We start from the raw sequence: 24,198 nt of genomic DNA, 5'->3' as shown, positions 1-24,198 counted from the left end.
ATTTCAATATAAAAAGGATGCCGTTGCAATCGCTAACGCTACTTGTTTAGCAGCTTTTTTACTTCACTAAAATCTTCTTGATATTCCCAATAAATCCATCTTCCATCAGCATAATCTGTTAAAATATATTTTTCACTCAAAGATTTAATTCGCGAAACAGCTATTAGTTTTTTACTAAATTTATCTGCAGGTATATGTATAATTATCTCATTGTTATTTTTATCATAACCATGAGAAATAATATAACTACCTAAATGCAATTCAATAAAATTCATACTTTATTCTTGTGCAAGTATTGGGTGTAACCATTTTCTTGCCTTCTGTTTTGTAATTCCTTTTCTTTCTGAATAATCTGTTACTTGATCGTCTGTAATTTTACCCAAACCAAAATATTTAGCCTCTTTATTAGCAAAATAATATCCAGATACTGCAGCTGCAGGCCACATTGCCAAGCTTTCAGTTAATGTAACCCCTATATTTTCTTCTACTTTTAATAAATCCCAAATCGTTTCTTTTTCTAAATGATCTGGACAAGCAGGATATCCTGGCGCTGGTCTAATTCCTTTATAATTTTCTTTTATCAAATCATCATTAGTTAAACCTTCATCAGATGAATACCCCCAGTATTTTGTTCTAATTTGTTTGTGTAAATATTCTGCAAACGCCTCAGCAAATCTATCTGCAATGGCTTGTGCCATAATTGCATTATAATCATCTTCCTTTTCTTTGTAACTATCTGCTAATTCTTGTGCGCCAAAAATTGCCACACAAAAAGCTCCCATATAATCTGTTTTATTTGTTTCTTTTGGAGCAATAAAATCTGATAACGCTAAATTAGGAATTCCTTCTCGCTTTTTTAACTGCTGACGCAAAGTTCTAAAAACAACTACTTCATTTCCTTTTTTCTGAATAGAGATATCATCTTCATTTATTGAATTTGCCTCAAACAAACCAAAAATTGCTTTCGGTTTTAACAATTGCTTTGCAATAATCTCTTTAATCATTGCCTGTGCTTCATCATACATAATTGTTGCTTGTTCACCAACAACCTCATCCGTTAAAATATCTGGAAATTTACCATGCAAATCCCAACTTCTAAAAAACGGACTCCAATCTATAAAAGGCAATAATTCTTTTAAACTTAATTGTTCTAAAATTTGAGTACCTAACTGATTTGGCTTTACAATTTCTGAAGTTTCCCAATCAATTTTATACTTTCTTTTACGAGCTTCTTTTAAAGAAACGTATGATTTTTCTTTCCCACGTTTTAAAAACTTAGTCCTAAACTCATCATAATCCTTTTTCATTTTAGCAACATACTCATGAGATGTTTTCTTGTTCAACAAATCACCCACAACCGTTACAGCTCTAGAAGCGTCGTTTACGTGAACAACTGCATTTTTATACTGTGTATCAATCTTTACAGCTGTATGTGCTTTTGATGTTGTTGCACCACCAATTAACAATGGAACTTTAAAGTTTTGACGTTGCATTTCTTTTGCCAAATACACCATTTCATCAAGAGAAGGTGTAATTAAACCTGATAAACCAATGGCATCTACACGTTCATTAATAGCTGCTTCGATGATTTTTTCTGGCGGAACCATCACTCCTAAATCTACAATTTCATAATTATTGCAAGCTAATACAACACTTACAATATTTTTACCAATATCATGAACATCTCCTTTTACGGTTGCCATTAATATTTTACCAACAGGTTCTTGTTTATCTCCTTTTTCTGCTTCAATAAACGGATTTAAATAAGCAACTGCTTTTTTCATCACACGTGCAGATTTTACAACTTGAGGTAAAAACATTTTTCCCGCACCAAATAAATCTCCAACTACATTCATTCCAATCATTAAATTACCTTCAATAACTTCAATTGGTTTTTCTGCTTGTTGTCTTGCAGTTTCTACATCTTCTATAATAAAAGCGTCAATTCCTTTTACTAATGCGTGAGTAATTCTGTCTTGTAGTGGATTTTCTCTCCAAGATAAATCAACCGTTTTACCAACTTTAGATCCTTTTACTGTTTCTGCAAAATCTAATAATCGTTCTGTTGCATCTTCTCTTCTATCTAAAATAACATCTTCTACATGTTCTAATAAATCTTTTGGAATATCATCATAAACTTCTAGCATTGCTGGGTTTACAATACCAATATTCATACCTGCTTGAATTGCATGATATAAAAAAACTGAATGCATGGCTTCTCTAACTCCGTTATTCCCTCTAAAAGAAAAGGAAACGTTACTTACACCTCCACTTACAGAAACATTATGTAAATTTTGTCTTACCCATCTTGTTGCTTCTATAAAATCGATGGCATTTCTTCTATGTTCTTCCATTCCTGTTGCTACAGGAAATATGTTTAAATCAAAAATAATATCTTCAGACGGAAAACCAACTTTGTTTACTAAAACATCATAAGAGCGTTGCGCTATTTCTAATCTTCTTTCGTAGTTATCTGCTTGTCCAACTTCATCAAAAGCCATAACGATTACAGCAGCTCCATAACGTTTTATTTGTTTGGCTTCCCAAATAAATTTCTCTTCTCCTTCTTTTAAAGAAATAGAATTAACAACACATTTTCCTTGGACAACTTGTAAGCCAGCTTCAATGATTTCCCATTTAGAACTGTCAATCATAATTGGAACTCTGCAAATATCTGGTTCGGCAGCAATTAAATTTAAGAAACGAACCATCGCTTCTTTTCCATCAATTAAACCATCATCAAAATTAATATCAATAATTTGTGCTCCTCCATCCACCTGATGTCTTGCAACATCCAATGCTTCATCAAACTTTTCTTCTTTTATTAAACGTAAGAATTTTTTAGATCCTGCTACATTTGTACGCTCACCAACATTTATAAAATTGCTGTTTTCATTCAAGACTAGTGGTTCTAATCCTGATAAATGCATATATTTTGTTTGTTTCACTTTCATTACTTATAATGTTCTACTATTGGAAAAGGTTCATAAAAATTGTGTAACAAGGCTTTCCATTCTTGATATTTGTTAGATTTTCTAAATCCAATTTCATGGTCTTCAATTGTTTTCCAGTTTACTAATAAAATATATTTGTTTTCTTCTTCAATACATTTTTTAAGTTGATGAGAAATATACCCTTTCATAGAAACAATAATCTCTTCAGCTTTTTTAAAATTAGTTTCAAAATCTTCTAAAAAACCTTTCTTAATATTTAATATGGCTACTTCTAATATCACAAAAAACTTAATGAGAAGCAGAAATAAGTTCTACTTGACGTGGCTTATATTTTGCTGCAATATTTGCAATTTCTCTAATATGATCTGGACTTGTACCACAACAACCACCAATAATATTTATTAAATCTTTCTTTAAATACTCCTCTATTTGCTCTCCCATTTCTTCTGGAGTCTCATCATATTCACCAAACGCATTTGGCAATCCTGCATTAGGATGCGCAGAGATAGCAAAATCTGTTTTGTTGGCAATTGCCTCTAAATGTGGCTGCAATAAATTGGCCCCTAAAGCACAATTAAAACCAATAGACAACAAAGGAATATGGGAAACAGAAATTAAAAAAGCTTCTGCTGTTTGCCCAGACAATGTTCTACCTGATGCATCTGTAATTGTACCACTTAGCATTATAGGCATCTCAATATTTCTTTCTTCTTTTACTTGCTCAATAGCAAATAAAGCTGCTTTTGCATTCAAGGTATCAAATACAGTTTCTACTAAAAGTAAATCAACTCCACCATCAATCAAAGCTTCAACTTGTTGCTTATAAGCAATTCTTAATTCATCAAAAGTTACCGCTCTATAACCAGGATCATTAACATCTGGAGACATACTTGCAGTTCTATTAGTTGGTCCAATAGAACCTGCTACAAAACGAGGTTTATGAGGTTCTTTTGCTGTAAACTCATTAGCAACTTCTTTGGCAATTTTTGCCGATTGATAATTTAATTCATACACCAAATCTTCCATTTGGTAATCTGCCATTGCAATGGTGGTACCAGAAAAAGTATTAGTTTCTACAATATCTGCACCCACTTCAAAATATTTACCGTGAATGGTTTTTATAGCTTCTGGTTGGGTAATTGACAACAAATCGTTGTTTCCTTGCAAAGGTGTTGGATAGTCTTTAAAGCGTTCTCCTCTAAAATCTTCTTCAGTAAATTTATAGGCTTGTAACATAGTACCCATGGCACCATCTAAAACCAAAATTCGTTCTTGTAAAGCTTTTTTTATGTTTGACATTTTTTGATGTTTTTATCAATATGTGTCATCAGGAAAGGTAGTTTTCGCTGTTATCTGTCTTCAATACATCAATAAAAAAATCAGTATCAAAAAGTAGAATGTAGCACCTTCTATTTCAAAAAGAAAAGGGTTGCTAAGGCTTCAATGGGTCTAATCCCTCAGCCTTTCGTGATAACGTATCAATAAGTTTATGAACTAGATTGCAAATATACTTAAATTCATAAGTTCGTAGAATTATTATTTAGTCTTTTTCAAATAAAGTTGATGATAAATAGCGATCTCCTCTATCACAAACAATAGCAACAACTATTCCTTTGTCTATTTTTTTAGCTACTTTTAAAGCACTTGCAACTGCACCTCCACTACTCATCCCTGCAAAAACACCCTCTTCAGCTGCTAATCTCTGAGTCATTGCCTTTGCTTCTGCAGTACTAACCTCTATAACTTCATCTACTTTTTTACGATTAAAGATAGCCGGAATATAATCTCCTTCCCATTTTCTAATTCCAGGAATTTTAGATTCTCCATTTGGTTGAACCCCTACAATTGTAATATTTTTATTTTTTTCTTTTAAATAAGTTGAAACCCCCATTATTGTACCGGTTGTTCCCATTGCCGACACAAAATGTGTTATTTCTCCGTCTGTATCATTCCAGATTTCAGGACCAGTAGTTTTATAATGTGCTTTATAGTTATCAGGGTTATCGAACTGATTTAACCTGTAATACCCCTCTTCTTTTTCTAGTTTTAAGGCTAAGTCTCTAGAGGCTTCTATACCACCAGATTGAGGTGTTAAAATTACTTTTGCACCATAAGAGTTCATCGTTTTCACTCTCTCTATAGTTGAGTTTTCTGGCAGAATAAGCACCATATTTACACCTAGAACTTTTGCTATTAGAGCAAGCGCTATTCCGGTATTTCCACTAGTAGCTTCAACTAAAGTATCACCTTTTTTAATGTTACCTTTTCTAATTGCTTCAGAAATCATATTATATGCTGCTCTGTCTTTTACGCTACCTCCAGGATTATTCCCTTCTAATTTTAACAGTAATTTTACCCCCTCTTTTTGAAGTATACTTTGCACTTCAACTAAAGGTGTATTTCCAACAAAATCTATGATAGTTTTAGTTTTCATTTTATTTTCTTTTGGTAATAAAATTGTTAGATTTTACAGTAACTATTGAGTTTTTTTCTATGGATTCGGTAACACAAACATTAGCACCAATAACAGAGTTTTCTCCAATAACTACATCACCTCCTAAAATAGTTGCATTTGCGTAAATAACAACGTTTTTCTCTATAGTAGGGTGTCTTTTGGTTGATGCTAAACTCTTTTTTACTTGAATACCTCCTAATGTTACTCCTTGAAAAATTTGTACATTTTCTTTGATAATGGTTGTTTCCCCAATAACAATTCCTGTTGCATGATCTATAAAAAAAGAATTTCCTATCTCTGCACCTGGATGAATATCTGTACCTGTTACACCATGCGCAAATTCACTCATCATTCTTGGTAAAATAGGAACATTCAGCTTTAACAATTGATGACTTAATCTATATACGGCAGTTGCATAAAAACCAGGATAAGCTAAATAAACTTCGTTTAGATTTTTTGCAGCTGGATCAAATTTTTCAGCAGCTATTGCATCTAAATCTAATTTTTTTCTTATTTCAATAAAATGATTTTCAAATTCATTCCAAATTTTCTCTCCATCTTTAATTGATAATCTTTCTAAAATTTTTAGAAACTTTTCCCTAGTTGCTGGGCCACTTTCTGCTAAATGGTTTACATCAAACAGATTATTAATTAATTGTTTTGTAAAAACAGCAACAGCATCTCTTAGACAGACACTGTAGTTTTTAAAAGCTACTATTTTTGTTACGTCTTTCATGAAGTAAAAATTATGCTTCTGGTGCTAATTCTACTTCTAAACCATCTAATTCTGATGTCATTTGTATTTGACATCCTAATCTACTATTATCTTCTACATAAAATGCCTCTGCCAACATTGCATCTTCATCATCAGTCATTTCTGGCAATTCATGATCAGATTTTACATAACACTGACATGAAGCACACATAGCCATTCCGCCACAAACACCAATGGTTCCTTCTTCTGCTAGTTCATAAGAACGAACAACTTCCATAAGATTCATTGCCATATCTGTTGGCGCAACTACATCATGTGTTACACCGTTTCTGTCTGTTATTTTTAAATTGATGTCTTGCATCTTTTTTCTTTTATTGTGAGTTTGGTCTGCAAAGTTAAGCAAACCTAACAACAATGTATTATTGTATTGCTTTTACTACGGCTTTTGGGGCTTCTTTTTTTGTTCCATCAAATCCTTCTACACCTCCAACAGTTGTATATTTCATTACATATTTCTTGTCTGGAAAGATTCTTTTATAGGCACTTTGACACATTAAAGTGGCTTCGTGGAAACCACAAAGAATTAACTTTAATTTACCTGGATAGGTATTTACATCTCCAATTGCATAAATTCCAGGAATATTAGTTTGATAATCTAAAGCGTTGTTTACTTTAATTGCATTTTTCTCAATTTCTAATCCCCAATTGGCAATTGGCCCTAATTTTGGAGACAACCCAAACAAAGGAATAAAATGATCTGTATCTACTATAAAAGCATCTTCGCCTTTTTTCTCAACAGAAACACCTGTTACTTTGTCTGTACCAATAATTCCTTTTACTTCTGCAGGAGTAATCATTCTTATTTTTCCAGCATTCTTTAATTCTTGTACTTTTTCAACTGAATCTAAAGCACCTCTAAATTCATTTCTTCTATGAATTAAAGTTACCTCAGAAGCTACATCAGATAAGAAAATAGCCCAATCTAAAGCAGAATCTCCACCTCCAGAAATCACTACTTTTTTATCTCTATATAATTCTGGTTCTTTAATAATATACTCAACACCTTTATCTTCAAAATCTGCAATATTAGGTATTAATGGTTTTCTTGGTTCAAAAGAACCTAAACCACCAGCTATTGCAACTATTTTAGCATGATGTTGTGTACCTTTATTTGTGGTAACAATAAACGTACCATCATCTTGTTTGTCTATAGTTTCTGCTCTTTCTCCTAAAGTAAAACCTGGCTCAAACTGTTTTGTTTGCTCAATTAATTTATCTGTTAAATCTCCTGCTAAAATTTCTGGATAAGCAGGTATATCATAAATTGGTTTCTTTGGATAAATTTCTGAACACTGCCCACCTGGCTGTGGTAAAGCATCAATTAAATGACATTTTAATTTTAATAAACCTGCTTCAAAAATTGTAAATAACCCTGTTGGTCCTGCACCTATTATTAGTATATCTGTTGTAATCATATTCTCTTTTTTTGTCAAAACAATTAAAACTTAAAAGTAATCTGCTTTTTAATTTAGAGATTGCTTTACTTTGTTTGCAATGACATTATTTTTTCTCAATTAATCCTTTAGTGAATTCGTTTAACACTTCTACTTTTTGTTCGAAATCTCCTTTTATTGTTTTTCTATATTCGTTTAAATTTTTTACCAAATCATCAATATTTTCTGGAATTACTTCTTCAAAAAATTGACGTAATCTTTTGGCAGTTGTTGGCGATTTTCCGTTGGTAGAAATAGCTACTTTTACATTTCCTTTGGTAACAATTCCGCCCATATAAAAATCACAATACGGAGGGTTATCAGCAACGTTTACCAACTTAGCTTGCGCTCTGCAATCTTTCCAAACCTGAACATTTACTTCTGGTACATCAGTAGTTGCCACAACCATATGTTTCCCTTGTAAATAAATATCTTTATAAATGTCTTCAATTAAAGTTACACAACCTTTTTTGGCAAGTGTAATTGTACCCTCTCTAAACATTGGCGACACTATAGTCACATGAGCATCTGGACTTGATTTTAAAAGAAAAGTTAACTTTTCTTCCGCTACATTTCCACCACCTACAATAAGCACGTTTAAGCTCTTCGTTTTTAAGAAAATAGGATACAAATTATTTCTTTCCATAAAAACTATGCTTTTACTTGGTTTTTATATTGTTCTTTAATTTCTAAAATTGTTTGACGGTGTTTTACAACTTCGCCTAGAACAATAATTGCAGGATTTCTTAATTCCTTCTCAGCAACAATATTCTCAATGGTATCTACAGTACCAATTCCAATTTTTTCTTTAGACGTTGTACCTTCTTGAATAATAGCAACTGGCAAATCATTTTTACCTTCTGCTTGAAATAATTCAACTATTTGAGGCAATTTACTCATCCCCATTAAAACAACAACTGTTGCATTAGATTTAGCTGCTAATTCAATATCAGAAGATATTTTATGTTCTTTTGTTGTGCCTGTAATTACCCAAAAACTCTCAGAACTACCCCGCTTTGTAAGTGGTATATTTTGATAGGCTGGCACCGCTAAAGATGATGAAATACCAGGCACAACTGCAGTTTCTAAACCAAAATTTGCTGCGTATTCCATTTCTTCTGCTCCTCTACCAAAAATAAAAGAATCTCCTCCTTTTAAACGAACTACATGTCCGCTTGCTTTTGCACAAGAAACAATCAATTCATTAATTTGTTCTTGTTGATAACGATAACAACCTCTTCTTTTTCCAACGAAAATCAATTCAGCTGATGGATTAATATACTCTAACAACTCTTCATTTACCAATGCATCATATAAGACTACATCTGCAGTTTTTAAAACTTTTATGGCTTTTACAGTTATTAAATCTATATCTCCAGGGCCTGCACCTACAACCGTTAATTTTGGTTTCTTAACACTCATTATTTTTCGTTTAAATAGCTTTCTCTGCGGTAGCAGTTTCAGCTTCTCTAAAAGCTCTTACTTTTTGTAAGAATCCGTTTGCATTATCAATATACTTTTCTGCAAATTCTTTTGTTGGCGCAAATTTATTAATTTGATAGATCAATTCAGAAAAAGAAGTACCTAAATCTATTTTTCCTGATAAAATAAATAATTCATCAAATTGTTTTATAATACCGGCATGAGTATTTGTCTTTTGATTATCTGCTAATAACAACGCTTTTGCTGAATTTACAATAGATTGATATGCGTAATAAATTGCTCCAGAATATACTTTGTTTTCAAACGCTTCTTTTGCATTTTCTATTTTTTCTTCACTTTCAAAGAATAAAGTAGCAATTAAATCGATAACAACACCTGCACATTCTCCAATTCCGATTTCTTTTACATACTTATTTTCTTCTCCCCAATCGATAAAGTCTTCTTGAGTTAAATTAGTAACATCTTGTAAATCGTTTAAGAAATTATAAAAATACTTTTCTCCTTTTTCTTTATAATACTCAACAAACTGCTTTCCGTTACCATTTGCTTCAAAATCATTTAAGATTCTTCTTAACGCCTCAGGGCCTCTTTTACTTGGTACTTTTACAACTTTATCGGCAAAAACTCCATTTCCATCACCTAAATTACCACCACCTAATAAAACTTGTAATGCTGGCGCAATTAATTTTTCTGGAGTTCTTACGGTCATCCCTTGAAAACCAATATTTGCCATATTGTGTTGCCCACAAGCATTCATACAGCCACTAATTTTAATGATAAGGTCTTCGTTTTGCAAGTACTGAGGATATTCTGCAGAAATTACTCTTTCCAATTCTTCAGCAATACCTGTACTACTTGCAATCCCTAAATTACAAGTATCAGTTCCTGGGCATGCTGTAATATCCACCGCTTTGTTGTAACCTGCTTGTACAAACCCTAATTTCTCTAATTCTTGATAGAAAAAAGGAACTAAATCTTCTTTTACAAAAGGAATTACAATATTTTGACGTAATGTTAAACGAATTTCTCCTGCTGCATATTCATCTACTAAATCTGCTAATAAGCGGGCTTTATCTGTGTAAAAATCACCTAATAAAACTTTAATTCCGATAGCAACATAACCGGCTTGCTTTTGAGGGATAATATTTGTCGTTTTCCAAAGACTGAAAGCCTGCTGGTCTTTAATTACTACATCTGGAATATTATTAACTATTACTGGTTTTGATGGCACATAACTATCTGCATCAATTGCAACAGTTTTAAATTCAATTGCTTTTTGCTCTTGCTCAATTAAACCTCTAAACGCTTCTAAACCAATATCTTTTAATAAGAATTTCATTCTTGCCTTTGCTCTACTCTTACGCTCACCGTATCTATCAAAAACCCTTAAAACCCCCTCCATAACTGGAATAATTTTATCTGATGGTAAAAAATCATATAAAACTTCAGCATGACGTGGTTGAGAACCTAAACCTCCTGCAGCCATTACTTTAAAACCACGAACTCCATTTTCTATTTTGGCAATAAAACCTAAATCGTGTAAATATGATAATCCTGTATCTTCATCCGTTGAAGAAAAAGACACTTTAAATTTACGTCCCATTTCTTGACAAATTGGGTTACGTAAAAAGAATTTATACAAGGCATCTGCATAAGGAGATACATCAAAAGGTTCATCAACATCAATTCCTGCAGTTTCAGAAGCTGTTACGTTTCTAACTACGTTACCACAAGCTTCACGTAATGTAACATCATCACGTTCTAATTCTGCCCATAATTCTGGCGTTCTATTCAAATCTACATAATGAATTTGGATATCTTGACGTGTAGTAATGTGTAATCTTCCTCTTGAATATTCGTCAGAAACTTCAGAAATTCTACGTAACTGATTGCTCATCACTTTACCATAAGGCAATTTAATACGAATCATTTGCACGCCCTCTTGACGCTGACCGTAAACACCTCTTGCTAAACGTAAACTTCTAAATTTTTCTTCATCAATTTGTAGATTATGAAACTGCTGAATTTTATTAGCTAATTCAATAATATCTTTTTCTACAACTGGGTTTTCAATTTCTGTTCTAAAACTTTGCATAAACAAGCCCATCCTAACCTTCTTAAAGAGAAGGCATCCTTACTCGGGCAGTAAGAATCTTGTTATTTATTTTATTATAATATTTTCAATCTCTACAACTTTTCCTTTAGGAAATTAAAAAGAGTTTTTATTTTATAAAACCAACACCCACTGTATTGTTTGTTTTTGGGTTGATTAGAATAAATGATCCGTTTGATTTATTTTTCTTATAAGAATCAAACAATAATGGTTTACTCAATTTTAATTGAATGTCTCCAATTTGATTTAAAACTAATTCTGATGGATTTTCTTCTACCCCAGAAAAATCTGTTTTAATAATACTATTCAATTGTGTAATTTTTGCTTGCGCATCATTTACACCATGCTTTATATAATATTTTTGTGATGCTAACAAAGGCTCTTTATCCATCCAACAAATAGTTGCATCTAATTGTTTTGCAATGGTTGGTTCTTCACTAACTTTTACCAACATATCTCCCCTGCTTACATTTACATTATCTTCTAAAGTAATGGTTACAGAACTTCCACTTTTTGCAATTTCATATTCTTTATCGAAGAAATTAATACTCTTAATTTTCGATTTAGTTTGAGAAGGCAATACAGCAACTTCGTCTCCAATTTCAAAATCTCCACCATAAATTTTACCTGCATAACCTCTAAAATCATGATATTCTTCTGTTTTTGGTCTAATAACAGTTTGAACAGGAAAACGGGTTTGAGAAATTTCTTGAATATCTTCAGTATCTAAGCTCTCTAAATGATGCATTAATGTTTCACCTTTATACCAAGGCATATTTTCAGAGGGAGAAACTACATTATCACCCTGTAAAGCTGATACAGGAATAAAAGTTAAATTCTGATTTTTATACTCGCTCTTACTTGCTAAATATTCTATTTCTCCTTTGATAATATTAAATTTTTCTTCAGAAAAACCTACCAAATCCATTTTATTGATAGCAATTACTACGTCTTTAATTCTCAATAAATTATTGATAAAAAAATGACGGTATGTTTGCTCTACAACTCCGTTTCTTGCATCAATTAAAACAATTGATGCTTGTGCTGTAGATGCACCAGTAACCATATTTCTTGTATATTCTATATGACCTGGAGTATCTGCAATAATGAAACTTTTTGATGGCGTAGAAAAATAAATATGTGCTACATCAATTGTAATTCCTTGTTCGCGCTCTGCAACTAAACCATCAGTTGCCAAAGAAAAATCTAAATAGTCAAAACCACGTTGTCTACTTTTTTCTTCTATTGCTTCTAGTTTATCGTCAGTCAATGATTTTGTATCATATAAAATACGTCCAATTAAGGTACTTTTGCCATCATCTACACTACCTGCTGTTGCTATTTTTAGTACTTTCATTTTTTTAATGCTTTATGCTTTAAGCCATATACTTAACGCTTAAAATTTGTTTTACAAATTTTAAAAATAACCCTGTTGTTTTCTTTTTTCCATTGCTGCTTCAGAGCGCTTATCATCAATTCTTGCACCTCTTTCTGAAATAGATGAATCTCTAATTTCTTCAACAACTTTTGCTATATCTACTGCATCAGATAAAACTGCTGCAGTACAACTCATATCTCCTACGGTTCTAAAACGAACCATTCTTTCTACCACTTCTTCTTCTTTATCTCTATACACAACCTCGTCATCTGCAGACCAAATTAACCCATCTCTAAAAAATGTTTTTCTTTTGTGCGCAAAATAGATTGATGGAATTTCAATTTCTTCTTGTTTTATATAAGACCAAACATCTAATTCTGTCCAGTTAGAAATTGGAAAAACACGTACATTTTGTCCTAAATCAATTTTACCATTTAGCATATCAAATACTTCTGGACGTTGATTTTTTTCATCCCATTGACCAAAATCGTCTCTTACAGAAAATATTCTTTCTTTTGCTCTTGCTTTTTCTTCATCTCTTCTTGCACCACCAATACATGCATCAAAACCAAACTCTTCAATAGCGTCTAGCAATGTTTCTGTTTGCAACATATTTCTACTTGCATATCTACCAGTTTCTTCTTTTACAGTGCCGTTATCAATATTGTCTTGAACGTTTCTTACAATTAATTCAACACCCAATTCTTTTGTTAAACGATCTCTAAATTCTATTGTTTCTGGAAAATTATGTCCGGTATCTATATGCATTAAAGGAAAAGGAATTTTTGCCGGATAAAATGCTTTCTGTGCCAAACGCACTAAAGTTATACTGTCTTTTCCTCCAGAAAAAAGCAACACAGGTTTTTCAAATTGTGCAACTACTTCTCTAAAAATATAAATTGCTTCACTTTCTAAAGCATCTACTTGTATTGTTCTTTGATTCATAATCATGTCTTTTAGATATGCAAACCACATTCTCTATTACTTTCTACTTTTGTTGGATCGAAATACGTAAACTCATTTGGCAAGCCTTTTTCAGCTAAATAGGCATCTAATTCCTCATCTGACAAATGATAAAATGGACTTACTTTTACAATTCCGTCTTTGCTTTGAGAAACAACATCTATACTGTTTCTAAATGCAGTTTGACCTTTTCTTAAGTTTGTAAACCAAACATCTGGTTGATGTTCTTTCATTGCTCTTGCAAAAGGTTCTAATTTTACTTGCTCAGTAAAAATTGCATGTTTTGGATCTTCTATTGAAGGAACACCCATCACTACATTTCTATGAGCAGCTGTTTGCTTTGGCGTATATAAGTGAATGTTTAAATTCAGCTTTTCTATAATTTCTTCTGCATGTTTATAGGTTTGTACCGTATTATAACCTGTATCGCACCAAATAACTTTAATATCTGCCTTAACATCTGTTACTGCTTTTAAAATTGCCACTTCATAAGGTCTGAAGTTAGTTGTAATTACAGGTTTTTTTGCAAATGAAATAGCCCAAGCAATAATTTCTGCCGGACTTTTATCTTTTAAATCGTTGTTTATTTTATCTAAATCTAAACTCATTATTTACCCCATTTTATTTTATTCCACACTCTTTCGTGAAAGAAATACAGTATTAATTTTGTTAAAAAATCTACTGATGCTATTGATGCTGCTAATGCAATTTTACCAGATAAAATATATGAAACCACTAATGTATCTATGGTACCAACAACTCTCCAACTTAATGCTTTAACAACACTTCTTACTGGTTTTTCAGAATTTTTATCTTCTTCAAAACTTTGTTTTGCTATTTTTTTACTAAAAATCATTTGATCTGCAATCATAATAATTGAGTACTTTTATTACCCTATTCATCTAATAGGGAATACAAACATACATCATTTATAGTTATAAAGTCGTAATATTTCTTAAAAATTACTTAAACCCTATAGATTTAATAGATTAATAAAAAAATTACTAAAAATTTATTGATAATTCAATGATTAAAAAGTCTTACCTAAGGTAAACTGAATTGGAACCGCTATACCTGCATTTCTAGTAAAAATGTTTCCATTAGAATAATGCATAATCCTTAATTCAAGATTATATTTTCTTTCATTACCAATGAAAACACCAAACCCCATAATGTCTTGAAAAGTTGTTTTGGGACCAGATTTAATATCATCAATATCACTTTTTGTTAAATAAGCTGGTCCAATAATAGAATAATGTGTATAAAAATCAAATCCTTTTTTTCTTAATATATAAAAACGTAAAACTGGAAAAATTGAAAAAGCAAATACATTTTCTTCTCCTAATTCTGATTGAAAATACGTAACACTTGCACCCCAATCTAAAGAAAATATTTTTTTAGTTCTATAAACCAATCGTTGATAGGTTAAAGAAAGAGAATGTTTCGCTTTTACTTCTCCAACCCAAAAAACAGGAATTCCAAAGCTTTCAAAATTGCCTACTTTTAAACTCATTCCCAAAAAACGATTTAACCCAAAACCAATTGCACTTGTTCCATAACTTAGTTGTAAAATATTATCTGGAAAAAAATAATGGTTACTAGCGTACTCATTAGCTGTTTTATCATCTAATTGTTGCAAATGATATTCAAAACCTAAAGAAACTTGTGAAATTGAAGGCTGATTATGCTTACTAGATTTTGGTAAAAATGTTCCGTTTAAAGACAATCTCCATGTATCATTCAATTTATGTTGCATACCAAAACCATACAATAAACTTGCATAATGCGCATCTTCATAAATTACTTTATCATTAATAGAAAAACCAAATCTAGTTAAGTTAGCAATACCAGCTTCTGTGTAAAAAGATGTATTTTGATTAATGTTAAAATCTTTTTTAAGTGATAAAGACCAGGCGTTTATCCAAACACTTCTCTCATAACCAATATTATTTACATTATCATATTTAAACCAAGAAGCAGGCCTCAAGGTTCCAAATTGTAAAGATAAATTATCGGTAAATTTATGCCCCAACAACAACCTTCCTGAAAATATATTTCTACTAAAAGTTCCTGTTTGATACCCATCAATTAAATTATCATTTGAAAATGGATAAAAAATACCTCCAAAATTGACACTATAATAAGATTTTGATAAAAATTTGGTGAGTTTTGTTCTTGGTTTTACTTCTTCTTGACTAAAAAAGCTAAACGAAATTGAAAAAAATAAAAAAAAGGGGATACTTTTTTTCAACATAAATACTATATCTATTTACTCAAATCTGCTAAAGTTGTATGTCTGAAAATTTGTAATGTATTATCTCTTACCTGAATCATTAATTTATGAACTGCACAAGTATTCTCATCCGGGCAATCATCGCATTTTTCATAAAAATTTAAACTAACACAAGGTACCATTGCTATTGGCCCTTCAAGAACCCTCATAACATCAGTCATTGGAATATCTTGCGGGTTTTTCAATAAATAATAACCACCACCTTTTCCTTTTTTAGATCCTAAAAACCCATTTTTACGAAGCGTTAATAAAATACTCTCTAAAAATTTTAAAGAAATATTTTCGGTTTTAGAAATTGTAGCAATTGCTACAGGGCTTTTATCTTCGAGTCTAGCTAAATAAGTAAGTGCTTTAATGCCGTATTTTGTCTTTTTTGAGAGCATAAAACAAAACTACATAAATAAATGTAATTATTTTGCATTCAAAGCTTGTTGAATATCTTCTATAATATCTTCTACATTTTCTAAACCAACTGAAACACGAACTAAACCATCAGTTATTCCAACTTCTAACCTATCTTCTTCTGATAAACGACCATGAGTTGTAGAAGATGGATGTGTAACAATAGTTCTAGTATCTCCTAAATTTGCTGATAATGAACACATCTTTATGTTATTTAAAAACGTTCTTCCTGCTTCAATTCCTCCTTTAATTTCAAAAGCAACAATGTTTCCTCCTAATTTCATTTGCTTTTTAGCAACTTTATATTGTGGGTGAGATTTTAAAAAAGGATATTTTACCAACTCAACATTTTCATTTTCTTCTAAAAACTGAGCAACTTTTAATGCATTTTCAGAGTGTTTTTCTACTCTTATGGCTAAAGTTTCTAGACTTTTTGATAAAACCCAAGCATTAAATGGAGACATTGCTGGACCTGTATTTCTGGCAAATAAATAAATTTCTCTCATCAACTCTTTTTTACCAACAGTTACCCCTCCTAAAACTCTACCTTGACCATCCATTAATTTTGTTGCAGAATGAATCACTAAATCAGCACCAAATTTTATGGGCTGCTGAATGTATGGTGTTGCAAAACAGTTATCTACAATAAATAATAAATTGTGTTTTTTTGCAATTTTACCAATCAATTCTAAATCTAAAATATCTACCGCAGGATTTGTTGGTGTCTCTATATATAAAATTTTGGTGTTTTCTTGTATTAAATTCTCAACCAAATCCACTTCATCAACTTTAAAATAAGAAGTTTCAATATTCCATTTTGGTAAAAATTTGGTAAACATGCTGTGCGTAGAACCAAACACAGACCTACAAGAAACCACATGATCTCCAGCATTTAATAAGGTAGCAAATGTTGTAAAAATGGCCGACATACCTGTTGCAAAAGCGTAACCACTTTCTGCACCTTCCATTGTAACTACTTTATCTACAAATTCTGTTGTGTTTGGGTTTGTGAATCTGCTGTATAAATTACGTTCTTTTTCTTCTGCAAATGATGAGCGCATATCTTCTGCATCATTAAAAACAAAACTTGATGTTAAATATAATGGTGTAGAATGTTCAGAAAATTGAGATCTTTCAGTTTGACTTCTTATGGCTTGTGTTTCGAAATGTTTACTCATTGTTTTTTTTTATATAAAATTCTAAAAATGTTAGAATGTGACAGAAAAATCTGTTAATTATTATGTTTTGCTAATCGTAAAATATCTCCAAAAACACCTCTAGCAGTTACGCTGGCCCCTGCTCCTGCTCCTTGAATTACAATTGGTTGCTCTCCATAGGATTCCGTGTAAATTTCAAAAATTGCATCAGAACCTTTTAATGAACCTAAAGGTGTACTTTTTGGTGTGGAAACTAATTTTACTTCTAAAGTTCCTTTTTCTTTGGATAAATCTCCACTTAATTCACCAATATAACGTAAAACGTGCCCCGGTTTTTGGTTCTCTTTTAATGCTTGATATTCATCATTTAATAAATCTAATTTACCTAAAAACTCATCCGCAGAACCATTTCTTAAATTTTCTGGAATTAAATTTTTAATTTCAACCTCATTAAACTCGTTTTCCAAATCTAATTCTCTTGCCAAAATTAATAATTTTCTAGCAACATCATTTCCACCTAAATCTTCTCTAGGATCTGGCTCTGTAAAACCTTTGTCAATTGCCTCTTGCAATATTTCTGAAAAAGGAGCATTTCCTTCAGAAAAATTGTTAAATAAATAACTTAAACTTCCAGAAAAAACACCTCTAATTTTAGTAATATTCTCTCCAGACTCATGTAACAATCTAATAGTATCAATCAAAGGTAAACCAGCACCAACGTTTGTTTCATACAAATATTGCTTTTTATATTTCTTTAGCTTTGCTCTAACATCTTTATAAAAATCAAATGATAAAGTATTGGCTATTTTGTTACAAGAAACCAAATCGAAACCAGCTTCTATTAAAGGAATATAATTGCTTACAAAATCTACATTTGCAGTATTATCAACAGCAATTAAGTTTTCAAAATGATGCTCTTTTGCAAATGCGATAATATCATCAACAGTAAGGTTTTCTTTTCCATTTTCTAACAAATCGTCTTTCCAATTTTTAGAAACCCCATCTTTATTTAATACTATTTTTTTAGAATTTGCTACTGAAAACACATTCAACTGAATTTTTCTTCTCTCTAAAACGGACTGTGTATTTGCTATAATTTGATCTATTAAAGTTGCGCCAACTAAACCTTTTCCGAAAATAGCAATATTTACTTTTTTTGAAACTCCAAAAACTTGACCATGAATTACGTTTACCGCCTTGTGTAATTCGTTCTTTTTAACCACCAAACTTACATTTTTACCTGTTACTGTATTGTTAAATAAAACAGGTACAATTTGGTTTTTTATCAGTGCATTATACGGGTGATGAAACTCACTTAAATCTTGCCCAATTATTGATATTACAGCAACATTATCTACAATAGAAATGTGGTTTACATCTTGAGAATAAAAATCGTTTTCAAACTCTTTTTCTAAAGCTTCAACAGCTTCTTTCGCTCTATCTGCATCAATAATTAAACCAATTCCTCTTTCAGAAGATCCTTGAGAAATAATACTTATACTGATATTTCTACTGCTTAAAACTCTAAAAATTCTTGCATCTACTCCAACTTTACCCAACAAGCCTCTACCTTCAAAATTTAATAATGCAACATTATCAATTGTAGAAATAGATTTTATTCCTTTTGTAGAAGATTCTGATGTAATTAAAGTTCCTTTATCTTCCTTATTAAACGTATTTAAAATTCGAAGATTTATATTTTTCTCTAATAATGGAATGATAGTTTTTGCGTGTAAAATAGTTGCTCCAAAATTGGCTAATTCATTTGCTTCAGAAAAAGACAACTGTTCAATTTTTTTAGCGTCTGCTACCAAATCTGGATTTGCAGTAAAAATACCACTAACATGGGTGTAATTTTGTAACTCATCCGCATCTAAAAAATTTGCCAATAAAGCTGCTGTATAGTTACTTCCATTTCTTCCTAAAGTTGTAGTTTCTCCTTTTTTATTTGATGCTATAAAACCACTTACTATATTAATTTTATCTTTGTTTTCTTTAAAATAGGCAATTACATTTTCTTTAGAAACATCTGTTATTGGTTGCGCATTTCCAAAAGTTTCATCAGTAATAATTAACGCTCTTGCATCTGTAGCATTTGCAGAAATATTTTCTTTTTTTAGCAAACTTGCTAATAATTTTACAGACAATAATTCACCTTGTGCTAAAACCTCATCTTTAATTTTTTGACTATAATCACCTAATAATGAAACTCCTTCAAAAATGATTTCTAGTTTTGAAAATTCAGCAGAAAAATCTACAGAATTATCAGGTTCTAATTGATATTCTTTAAATTTTTCAAGCTTAGATTTATAATCTTTTTTGGCTGCAGATAGCTTTAAAATAGCTTCTAACTCGTTGGTAGAGTTTCCTCTTGCAGAAGCAACAATTGCAATTTTCTCGTTATCTTTATATTTAGTTAAAATAATTTCTATAACATTTTCTAAACCTTTACCGTTTGCTAAAGATTTTCCTCCAAATTTTAAAACTTTCATTTTCTTCTTTCTATAATCTTTATTAAAAATAGGCTCAATTATTACTTGTAATTGATCGTATTCCATTAAAAAAGCATCATGACCATGCACAGAATTTATTTCATTATAAGTAACATTTTCTTTGGTTACTGCTAACTTTTTATGCGTTTGTTTATTTTCTTCAGCTGTAAAAAACAAATCTGAATCCACTCCAATAATGTGAATATCTGCTTCTATTTCGTCTAAAACATCTATCTTTTTTTCGTCATTATTAGTAACGTCAATTGATTTTAATAATTGATTCATCAACTTATAAGACGATAATTGATACCGCTCTTGCAACTTTTTTCCATGGTGCAACAACCAACTTTCCACATTAAATATCGTAGAATCTTCATTTTTTGTACGATGAAAACGTTCTTTAAAAGATTCTGGTGTTCTGTAACACAACATTGCATGCATACGTGCATCATGCACTGGATTGCTAGAATTTACTAAAAACTGTTCTTGTATTTGACAATTACCAATTAACCAATCTGTAGATTTCCAATCTGTTGCAACTGGTATAAAATGCTTTGCTAATTTGGTATTCAACACCATCATTTCCCAAGCTATCCCTCCTCCTAAAGAGCCTCCAATCAAAGCAAAAAGTTTTTCAATTTTTAATATTGATAATCCTTTTAAAAATATTTTTGCGATATCTCTAGCAATAAAGCTTTTATAATCTTCAATTAAAAAACCATCAAAACCATTACCAGGAATGTTAAAAGCTAAAATTGTGTAAGTATTTGTATCGATTGTTTTACTGGTACCAATGATATCTTTCCACCATCCATTTTCACCTGCAACATCACTATTTCCTGTCAATGCATGATTGACCAACACAACAGGAGCGGTTCCTAATTCTCGTCCAAACAATTGATAACTTAATTGCAGGTTAGAAAATTGAGTTCCACTTTCTGTTGTAAAATCTTTAATACTTATATGCTGTAATTGGTCTTTCATTTTTTAACAATAGAATTAAACCTATTGATTTTTTTTATATTATATTTTAGTAAAAGCTTCTTTTAAATCAGCCTTTAAATCTTCTATATCTTCAATACCTACAGACAATCTAATTAAATCTTGGCTAACACCTGCACTTGCTTGTTGAGCTTCATCTAATTGTTGGTGAGTTGTACTTGAAGGATGAATTATTAACGATTTAGTATCTCCAATATTAGCCAATAAAGAAAATAATTTAGTTTCATTAGAAATTGTTTTTGCAGCTTCAAACCCTCCTTTTGCACCAAAAGTTACAATTCCACTTTGTCCGTTTGGCAAATATTTATCAGCTAAAGATTTATATTTACTACTTTCTAATCCAGGATAATTTACCCAAGCAACTTCCTCTTGTTGTTCTAACCATTTTGCAATTGCCAAAGCATTCTGAGAATGTTGTTTTATTCTTACAGGTAAAGTTTCTAAACCTTGAATTATATTAAATGCATTGGTTGGGCTAATTGCAGCGCCAAAATCACGTAATCCTTCTAAAATTAATTTAAAAGTAAACGCTGCTGCACCTAAAGCTTCATGATATTTTAAACCATGATAACCTGCAGAAGGTTCAGTAAACTCTGGAAATTTGCCATTAGCCCAATTAAATGTTCCAGCATCAATAATTGCACCTCCTAAAGAATTTCCTTGACCTCCAATATATTTTGTAAGCGAATGAATTACAATATTTGCTCCATATTTTATTGGATTTAATAAAGCTGGTGTTGCAACAGTATTATCAACAATAAAAGGAACTTCCGCAGCCTTAGAATGTACAGAAATAGCTTCTAAATCTAATACATCTAATTTAGGGTTACCTAAAGATTCTACAAAAAATGCTCTTGTATTCTCTTGCACGGCGTCTGCAAAATTATCAGGGTTTGAAGCATCTACAAAAGTGGTTGTAATACCTAATCTTGGTAATGTTACACTCAATAAATTATACGTTCCTCCATACAAACTACTTGATGCTACTATATGATCACCAGCTTTTAAAAGTGTTAATAAACCAGTTGCAATTGCTCCTGTTCCAGATGCAAAAGCTACTGCTCCAATTCCACCTTCAATTGCAGCTAATCTATCTTGTAAAATTTGATTTGTTGGGTTGTTTAAACGTGTATAAATAAACCCTAATTCTTTTAAAGAAAAAAGATTTGCAGCATGATCTGCATCATTAAAAACATACGAAGATGTTTGATAAATAGGAACAGCTCTTGTTCCTCCATTTGCTTTTACATCATGCCCAGCATGTAGTGCGTTTGTTGCTAATTTTTGTGTACTCATTTTTCTACTTTTTTTTGAGTTAATAAATAATTAAACCAAAAGTCAAATGCATCAAACAATTGATGTACTTACTAGAAAAATGTTATAAGAAATATAGAATATCCAGAATTGGAAAATTCTTTATTGTTATCTATCCAACTAAAAATAGTTGAGTAGAATTTAGCACCTTCTTTATTTCTAAAGGGTTGCTAAGGTTTCAACGGGTCTAATCCCTACACCTTTCTTGATAACATTTCAATAAGTTATTGAACTTTGTGAATGCAAATATATGTTCAGAAAAATTTAATATCCTAGAAAAAAATGAATTATTTTTTAAAAAACAGAAATTTATTAGTTTTTGGCTTCATAAATTCGGAAATAAATAATTTTAATTAAAAAACAAGTTATTTCTAGAATATTGATGTAATTTTGCAAACACAAACAAGAGGAAAAATTTGAACTGATTGCAACCTCATTAAAAAAAGCTAAAGCAGTAATTTTCTACTCACTTTAGCGACCAAGCAATCATATTTTTTTTCGATTTTAATTTTTATAAGATATTATAATATGTCATATTTATTTACATCAGAAAGTGTTTCTGAAGGACATCCAGACAAAGTTGCAGATCAAATTTCTGATGCTTTAATAGATAATTTTTTAGCTTTTGATAAAACAAGTAAAGTTGCTTGTGAAACCCTAGTTACAACTGGCCAAGTTGTTTTGGCAGGTGAAGTAAAATCTAAAACCTATTTAGACGTTCAAAAAATTGCCCGAGATGTAATCAACAAAATTGGTTACACAAAAGGAGAATATATGTTTGATGGAAATTCTTGCGGTGTTTTATCTGCAATTCATGAACAATCACCAGATATTAACCAAGGAGTTGACAAGTCAAACCCTGAAGAACAAGGCGCAGGAGATCAAGGAATGATGTTTGGTTATGCTACAGATGAAACTGAAAATTATATGCCTTTAGCCTTAGAACTTTCTCATCGTTTATTAAAAGAATTAGCAGAGCTTAGAAGAGAAAATAAAGACATTAATTATTTAAGACCAGATGCAAAAAGTCAAGTTACTATCGAATATTCTGACGATAATATTCCGCAAAGAATTGATGCCATTGTAATTTCTACGCAACATGATGATTTTGATAAATCTGATGCTGTTATGTTGGCTAAAATTAAAAAAGATATTGTAGAAATTTTAATACCAAGGGTAATTGCAAAATTACCAACACATATTCAAAAATTATTTACGAATGATATAACCTACCATATTAACCCAACAGGCGTTTTTGTAATTGGTGGTCCACATGGAGATACTGGATTAACTGGGCGTAAAATTATTGTAGATACATATGGAGGAAAAGGTGCACATGGAGGTGGTGCTTTTTCTGGTAAAGACCCTAGTAAAGTAGATAGATCTGGTGCCTATGCAACAAGGCATATTGCTAAAAATTTAGTAGCTGCTGGGCTTTGTAAAGAAGTTTTAGTCCAAGTTTCTTATGCTATTGGTGTTGCCGAACCAACAAGTATTAATGTAGACACTTATGGAACTGCATCTGTAAATTTAACTGATGGAGAAATCAGTAAAATTGTAGAAACTATTTTTGATATGCGTCCTTATTTTATTGAACAACGTTTAAAATTAAGAACACCAATTTACTCTGAAACTGCTGCTTATGGGCACATGGGAAGAACGCCAGAAGTAAAAATAGTTACGTTTTCAAATCCAATGGGAGAGACTGTTTCTCAAGAAGTAGAAACTTTTACATGGGAAAAATTGGATTATGTAGATAAAGTGAAAAAAGCTTTTAGTTTATAAAAGCTTCTTTTTCACATCATATAAAACGGTATCAAAAAACTTTGATACCGTTTTTTTTAACACAAATATCTCCCTCTCTTTAACTTTTAATTAAGAAACCCTTTTTATAGATTATGTAACTTTAAAAACAATTCATACTAAATTAAGAAGTAAAAGAAGTTACATATTCAAAACTAATAAGTAAAACTGTTTCTCAAGAAGTAGAAATGTTTACATCGGAAAAAATTGGATTATGTTGA

The 24,198-nt window shown here is 31.1% G+C and carries 21 protein-coding genes and 2 riboswitches; of the genes, 1 reads left to right on the top strand and 20 read right to left on the bottom strand.

Going from position 1 to position 24,198, the window contains the following annotated elements; translation table 11 throughout:
• Positions 1 to 38: 38 nt before the first annotated feature.
• The 20 genes from Q0733_RS12175 to Q0733_RS12080 all read right to left on the bottom strand — a co-directional run bounded on the left by Q0733_RS12175 (position 39) and on the right by Q0733_RS12080 (position 22,156).
• Complete coding sequence (locus tag Q0733_RS12175; protein ID WP_298782525.1) at positions 39 to 275, bottom strand: hypothetical protein; 237 nt, start codon at positions 273 to 275, stop codon at positions 39 to 41.
• A 3-nt stretch (positions 276 to 278) separates the two neighbouring features.
• Complete coding sequence (gene metH, locus Q0733_RS12170) at positions 279 to 2,954, bottom strand: methionine synthase (RefSeq protein ID WP_298782524.1); 2,676 nt, start codon at positions 2,952 to 2,954, stop codon at positions 279 to 281.
• Positions 2,954 to 3,235 carry an antibiotic biosynthesis monooxygenase gene (locus Q0733_RS12165; protein ID WP_298782523.1) on the bottom strand — a complete coding sequence of 94 codons (282 nt, stop codon included), beginning with the start codon at positions 3,233 to 3,235 and terminating at the stop codon, positions 2,954 to 2,956. Before Q0733_RS12165 ends, metH begins: the two co-directional genes overlap by 1 nt.
• A 7-nt stretch (positions 3,236 to 3,242) precedes the next feature.
• Complete coding sequence (locus Q0733_RS12160) at positions 3,243 to 4,253, bottom strand: homocysteine S-methyltransferase family protein (protein WP_298782522.1); 1,011 nt, start codon at positions 4,251 to 4,253, stop codon at positions 3,243 to 3,245.
• A 47-nt stretch (positions 4,254 to 4,300) separates the two neighbouring features.
• A riboswitch (SAM riboswitch) is annotated at positions 4,301 to 4,431 on the bottom strand.
• 63 nt (positions 4,432 to 4,494) lie between these two features.
• A complete protein-coding gene (gene cysM / locus Q0733_RS12155; RefSeq protein ID WP_298782521.1) occupies positions 4,495 to 5,388 on the bottom strand; it encodes a cysteine synthase CysM in 894 nt (297 codons plus the stop codon).
• A gap of 1 nt (position 5,389) precedes the next feature.
• Positions 5,390 to 6,145 carry a serine O-acetyltransferase EpsC gene (gene epsC, locus Q0733_RS12150; RefSeq protein WP_298782520.1) on the bottom strand — a complete coding sequence of 252 codons (756 nt, stop codon included), beginning with the start codon at positions 6,143 to 6,145 and terminating at the stop codon, positions 5,390 to 5,392.
• Positions 6,146 to 6,155: 10 nt separating this feature from the next.
• Entirely contained in the window at positions 6,156 to 6,485 is a 330-nt protein-coding gene (locus Q0733_RS12145; protein WP_298782519.1) for a 2Fe-2S iron-sulfur cluster-binding protein, read from the bottom strand.
• A 58-nt stretch (positions 6,486 to 6,543) separates the two neighbouring features.
• Positions 6,544 to 7,599: an NAD(P)/FAD-dependent oxidoreductase gene (locus Q0733_RS12140; RefSeq protein ID WP_298782518.1), complete on the bottom strand. Its 1,056-nt coding sequence runs from the start codon at positions 7,597 to 7,599 to the stop codon at positions 6,544 to 6,546.
• 85 nt (positions 7,600 to 7,684) lie between these two features.
• Positions 7,685 to 8,263 (bottom strand): bifunctional precorrin-2 dehydrogenase/sirohydrochlorin ferrochelatase, encoded by a 579-nt coding sequence (locus tag Q0733_RS12135; protein WP_298782517.1) that lies wholly within the window; start codon positions 8,261 to 8,263, stop codon positions 7,685 to 7,687.
• 5 nt (positions 8,264 to 8,268) lie between these two features.
• Complete coding sequence (cobA, locus tag Q0733_RS12130; RefSeq protein ID WP_298782516.1) at positions 8,269 to 9,039, bottom strand: uroporphyrinogen-III C-methyltransferase; 771 nt, start codon at positions 9,037 to 9,039, stop codon at positions 8,269 to 8,271.
• Positions 9,040 to 9,049: 10 nt separating this feature from the next.
• Positions 9,050 to 11,155: a HEPN domain-containing protein gene (locus tag Q0733_RS12125; RefSeq protein WP_298782515.1), complete on the bottom strand. Its 2,106-nt coding sequence runs from the start codon at positions 11,153 to 11,155 to the stop codon at positions 9,050 to 9,052.
• 127 nt (positions 11,156 to 11,282) lie between these two features.
• A complete protein-coding gene (locus Q0733_RS12120) occupies positions 11,283 to 12,530 on the bottom strand; it encodes a GTP-binding protein (protein ID WP_298782514.1) in 1,248 nt (415 codons plus the stop codon).
• Between the two features lie 60 nt (positions 12,531 to 12,590).
• Positions 12,591 to 13,496 carry a sulfate adenylyltransferase subunit CysD gene (gene cysD, locus Q0733_RS12115; RefSeq protein ID WP_298782513.1) on the bottom strand — a complete coding sequence of 302 codons (906 nt, stop codon included), beginning with the start codon at positions 13,494 to 13,496 and terminating at the stop codon, positions 12,591 to 12,593.
• 11 nt (positions 13,497 to 13,507) lie between these two features.
• On the bottom strand, positions 13,508 to 14,122 hold the full coding sequence (locus Q0733_RS12110; protein ID WP_298782512.1) for a phosphoadenosine phosphosulfate reductase family protein: 615 nt from the start codon (positions 14,120 to 14,122) through the stop codon (positions 13,508 to 13,510).
• Positions 14,122 to 14,385 carry a DUF2061 domain-containing protein gene (locus tag Q0733_RS12105; RefSeq protein WP_298782511.1) on the bottom strand — a complete coding sequence of 88 codons (264 nt, stop codon included), beginning with the start codon at positions 14,383 to 14,385 and terminating at the stop codon, positions 14,122 to 14,124. The genes Q0733_RS12110 and Q0733_RS12105 overlap by 1 nt, the downstream gene beginning before the upstream one ends.
• A 159-nt stretch (positions 14,386 to 14,544) precedes the next feature.
• Positions 14,545 to 15,768 (bottom strand): acyloxyacyl hydrolase, encoded by a 1,224-nt coding sequence (locus tag Q0733_RS12100; RefSeq protein WP_298782510.1) that lies wholly within the window; start codon positions 15,766 to 15,768, stop codon positions 14,545 to 14,547.
• An 11-nt stretch (positions 15,769 to 15,779) separates the two neighbouring features.
• Complete coding sequence (locus Q0733_RS12095; RefSeq protein ID WP_298782509.1) at positions 15,780 to 16,190, bottom strand: Rrf2 family transcriptional regulator; 411 nt, start codon at positions 16,188 to 16,190, stop codon at positions 15,780 to 15,782.
• 27 nt (positions 16,191 to 16,217) lie between these two features.
• Positions 16,218 to 17,387 carry an O-succinylhomoserine sulfhydrylase gene (locus tag Q0733_RS12090; protein WP_298782508.1) on the bottom strand — a complete coding sequence of 390 codons (1,170 nt, stop codon included), beginning with the start codon at positions 17,385 to 17,387 and terminating at the stop codon, positions 16,218 to 16,220.
• 53 nt (positions 17,388 to 17,440) lie between these two features.
• Positions 17,441 to 20,842 carry a bifunctional aspartate kinase/homoserine dehydrogenase I gene (gene thrA, locus Q0733_RS12085; protein ID WP_298782507.1) on the bottom strand — a complete coding sequence of 1,134 codons (3,402 nt, stop codon included), beginning with the start codon at positions 20,840 to 20,842 and terminating at the stop codon, positions 17,441 to 17,443.
• A 39-nt stretch (positions 20,843 to 20,881) separates the two neighbouring features.
• Complete coding sequence (locus Q0733_RS12080) at positions 20,882 to 22,156, bottom strand: O-acetylhomoserine aminocarboxypropyltransferase/cysteine synthase family protein (protein WP_298782506.1); 1,275 nt, start codon at positions 22,154 to 22,156, stop codon at positions 20,882 to 20,884.
• 123 nt (positions 22,157 to 22,279) lie between these two features.
• A riboswitch (SAM riboswitch) is annotated at positions 22,280 to 22,389 on the bottom strand.
• Positions 22,390 to 22,702: 313 nt separating this feature from the next.
• On the opposite strand from Q0733_RS12080, the gene metK reads away from it, so the two are divergent.
• A complete protein-coding gene (metK, locus tag Q0733_RS12075) occupies positions 22,703 to 23,959 on the top strand; it encodes a methionine adenosyltransferase (RefSeq protein WP_298782505.1) in 1,257 nt (418 codons plus the stop codon).
• Positions 23,960 to 24,198: the final 239 nt, after the last annotated feature.

The sequence above is a fragment of the uncultured Polaribacter sp. genome, assembly GCF_947500975.1.
GTDB lineage: Bacteria > Bacteroidota > Bacteroidia > Flavobacteriales > Flavobacteriaceae > Polaribacter.
This window is presented reverse-complemented; position numbering and strand designations above follow the sequence as displayed.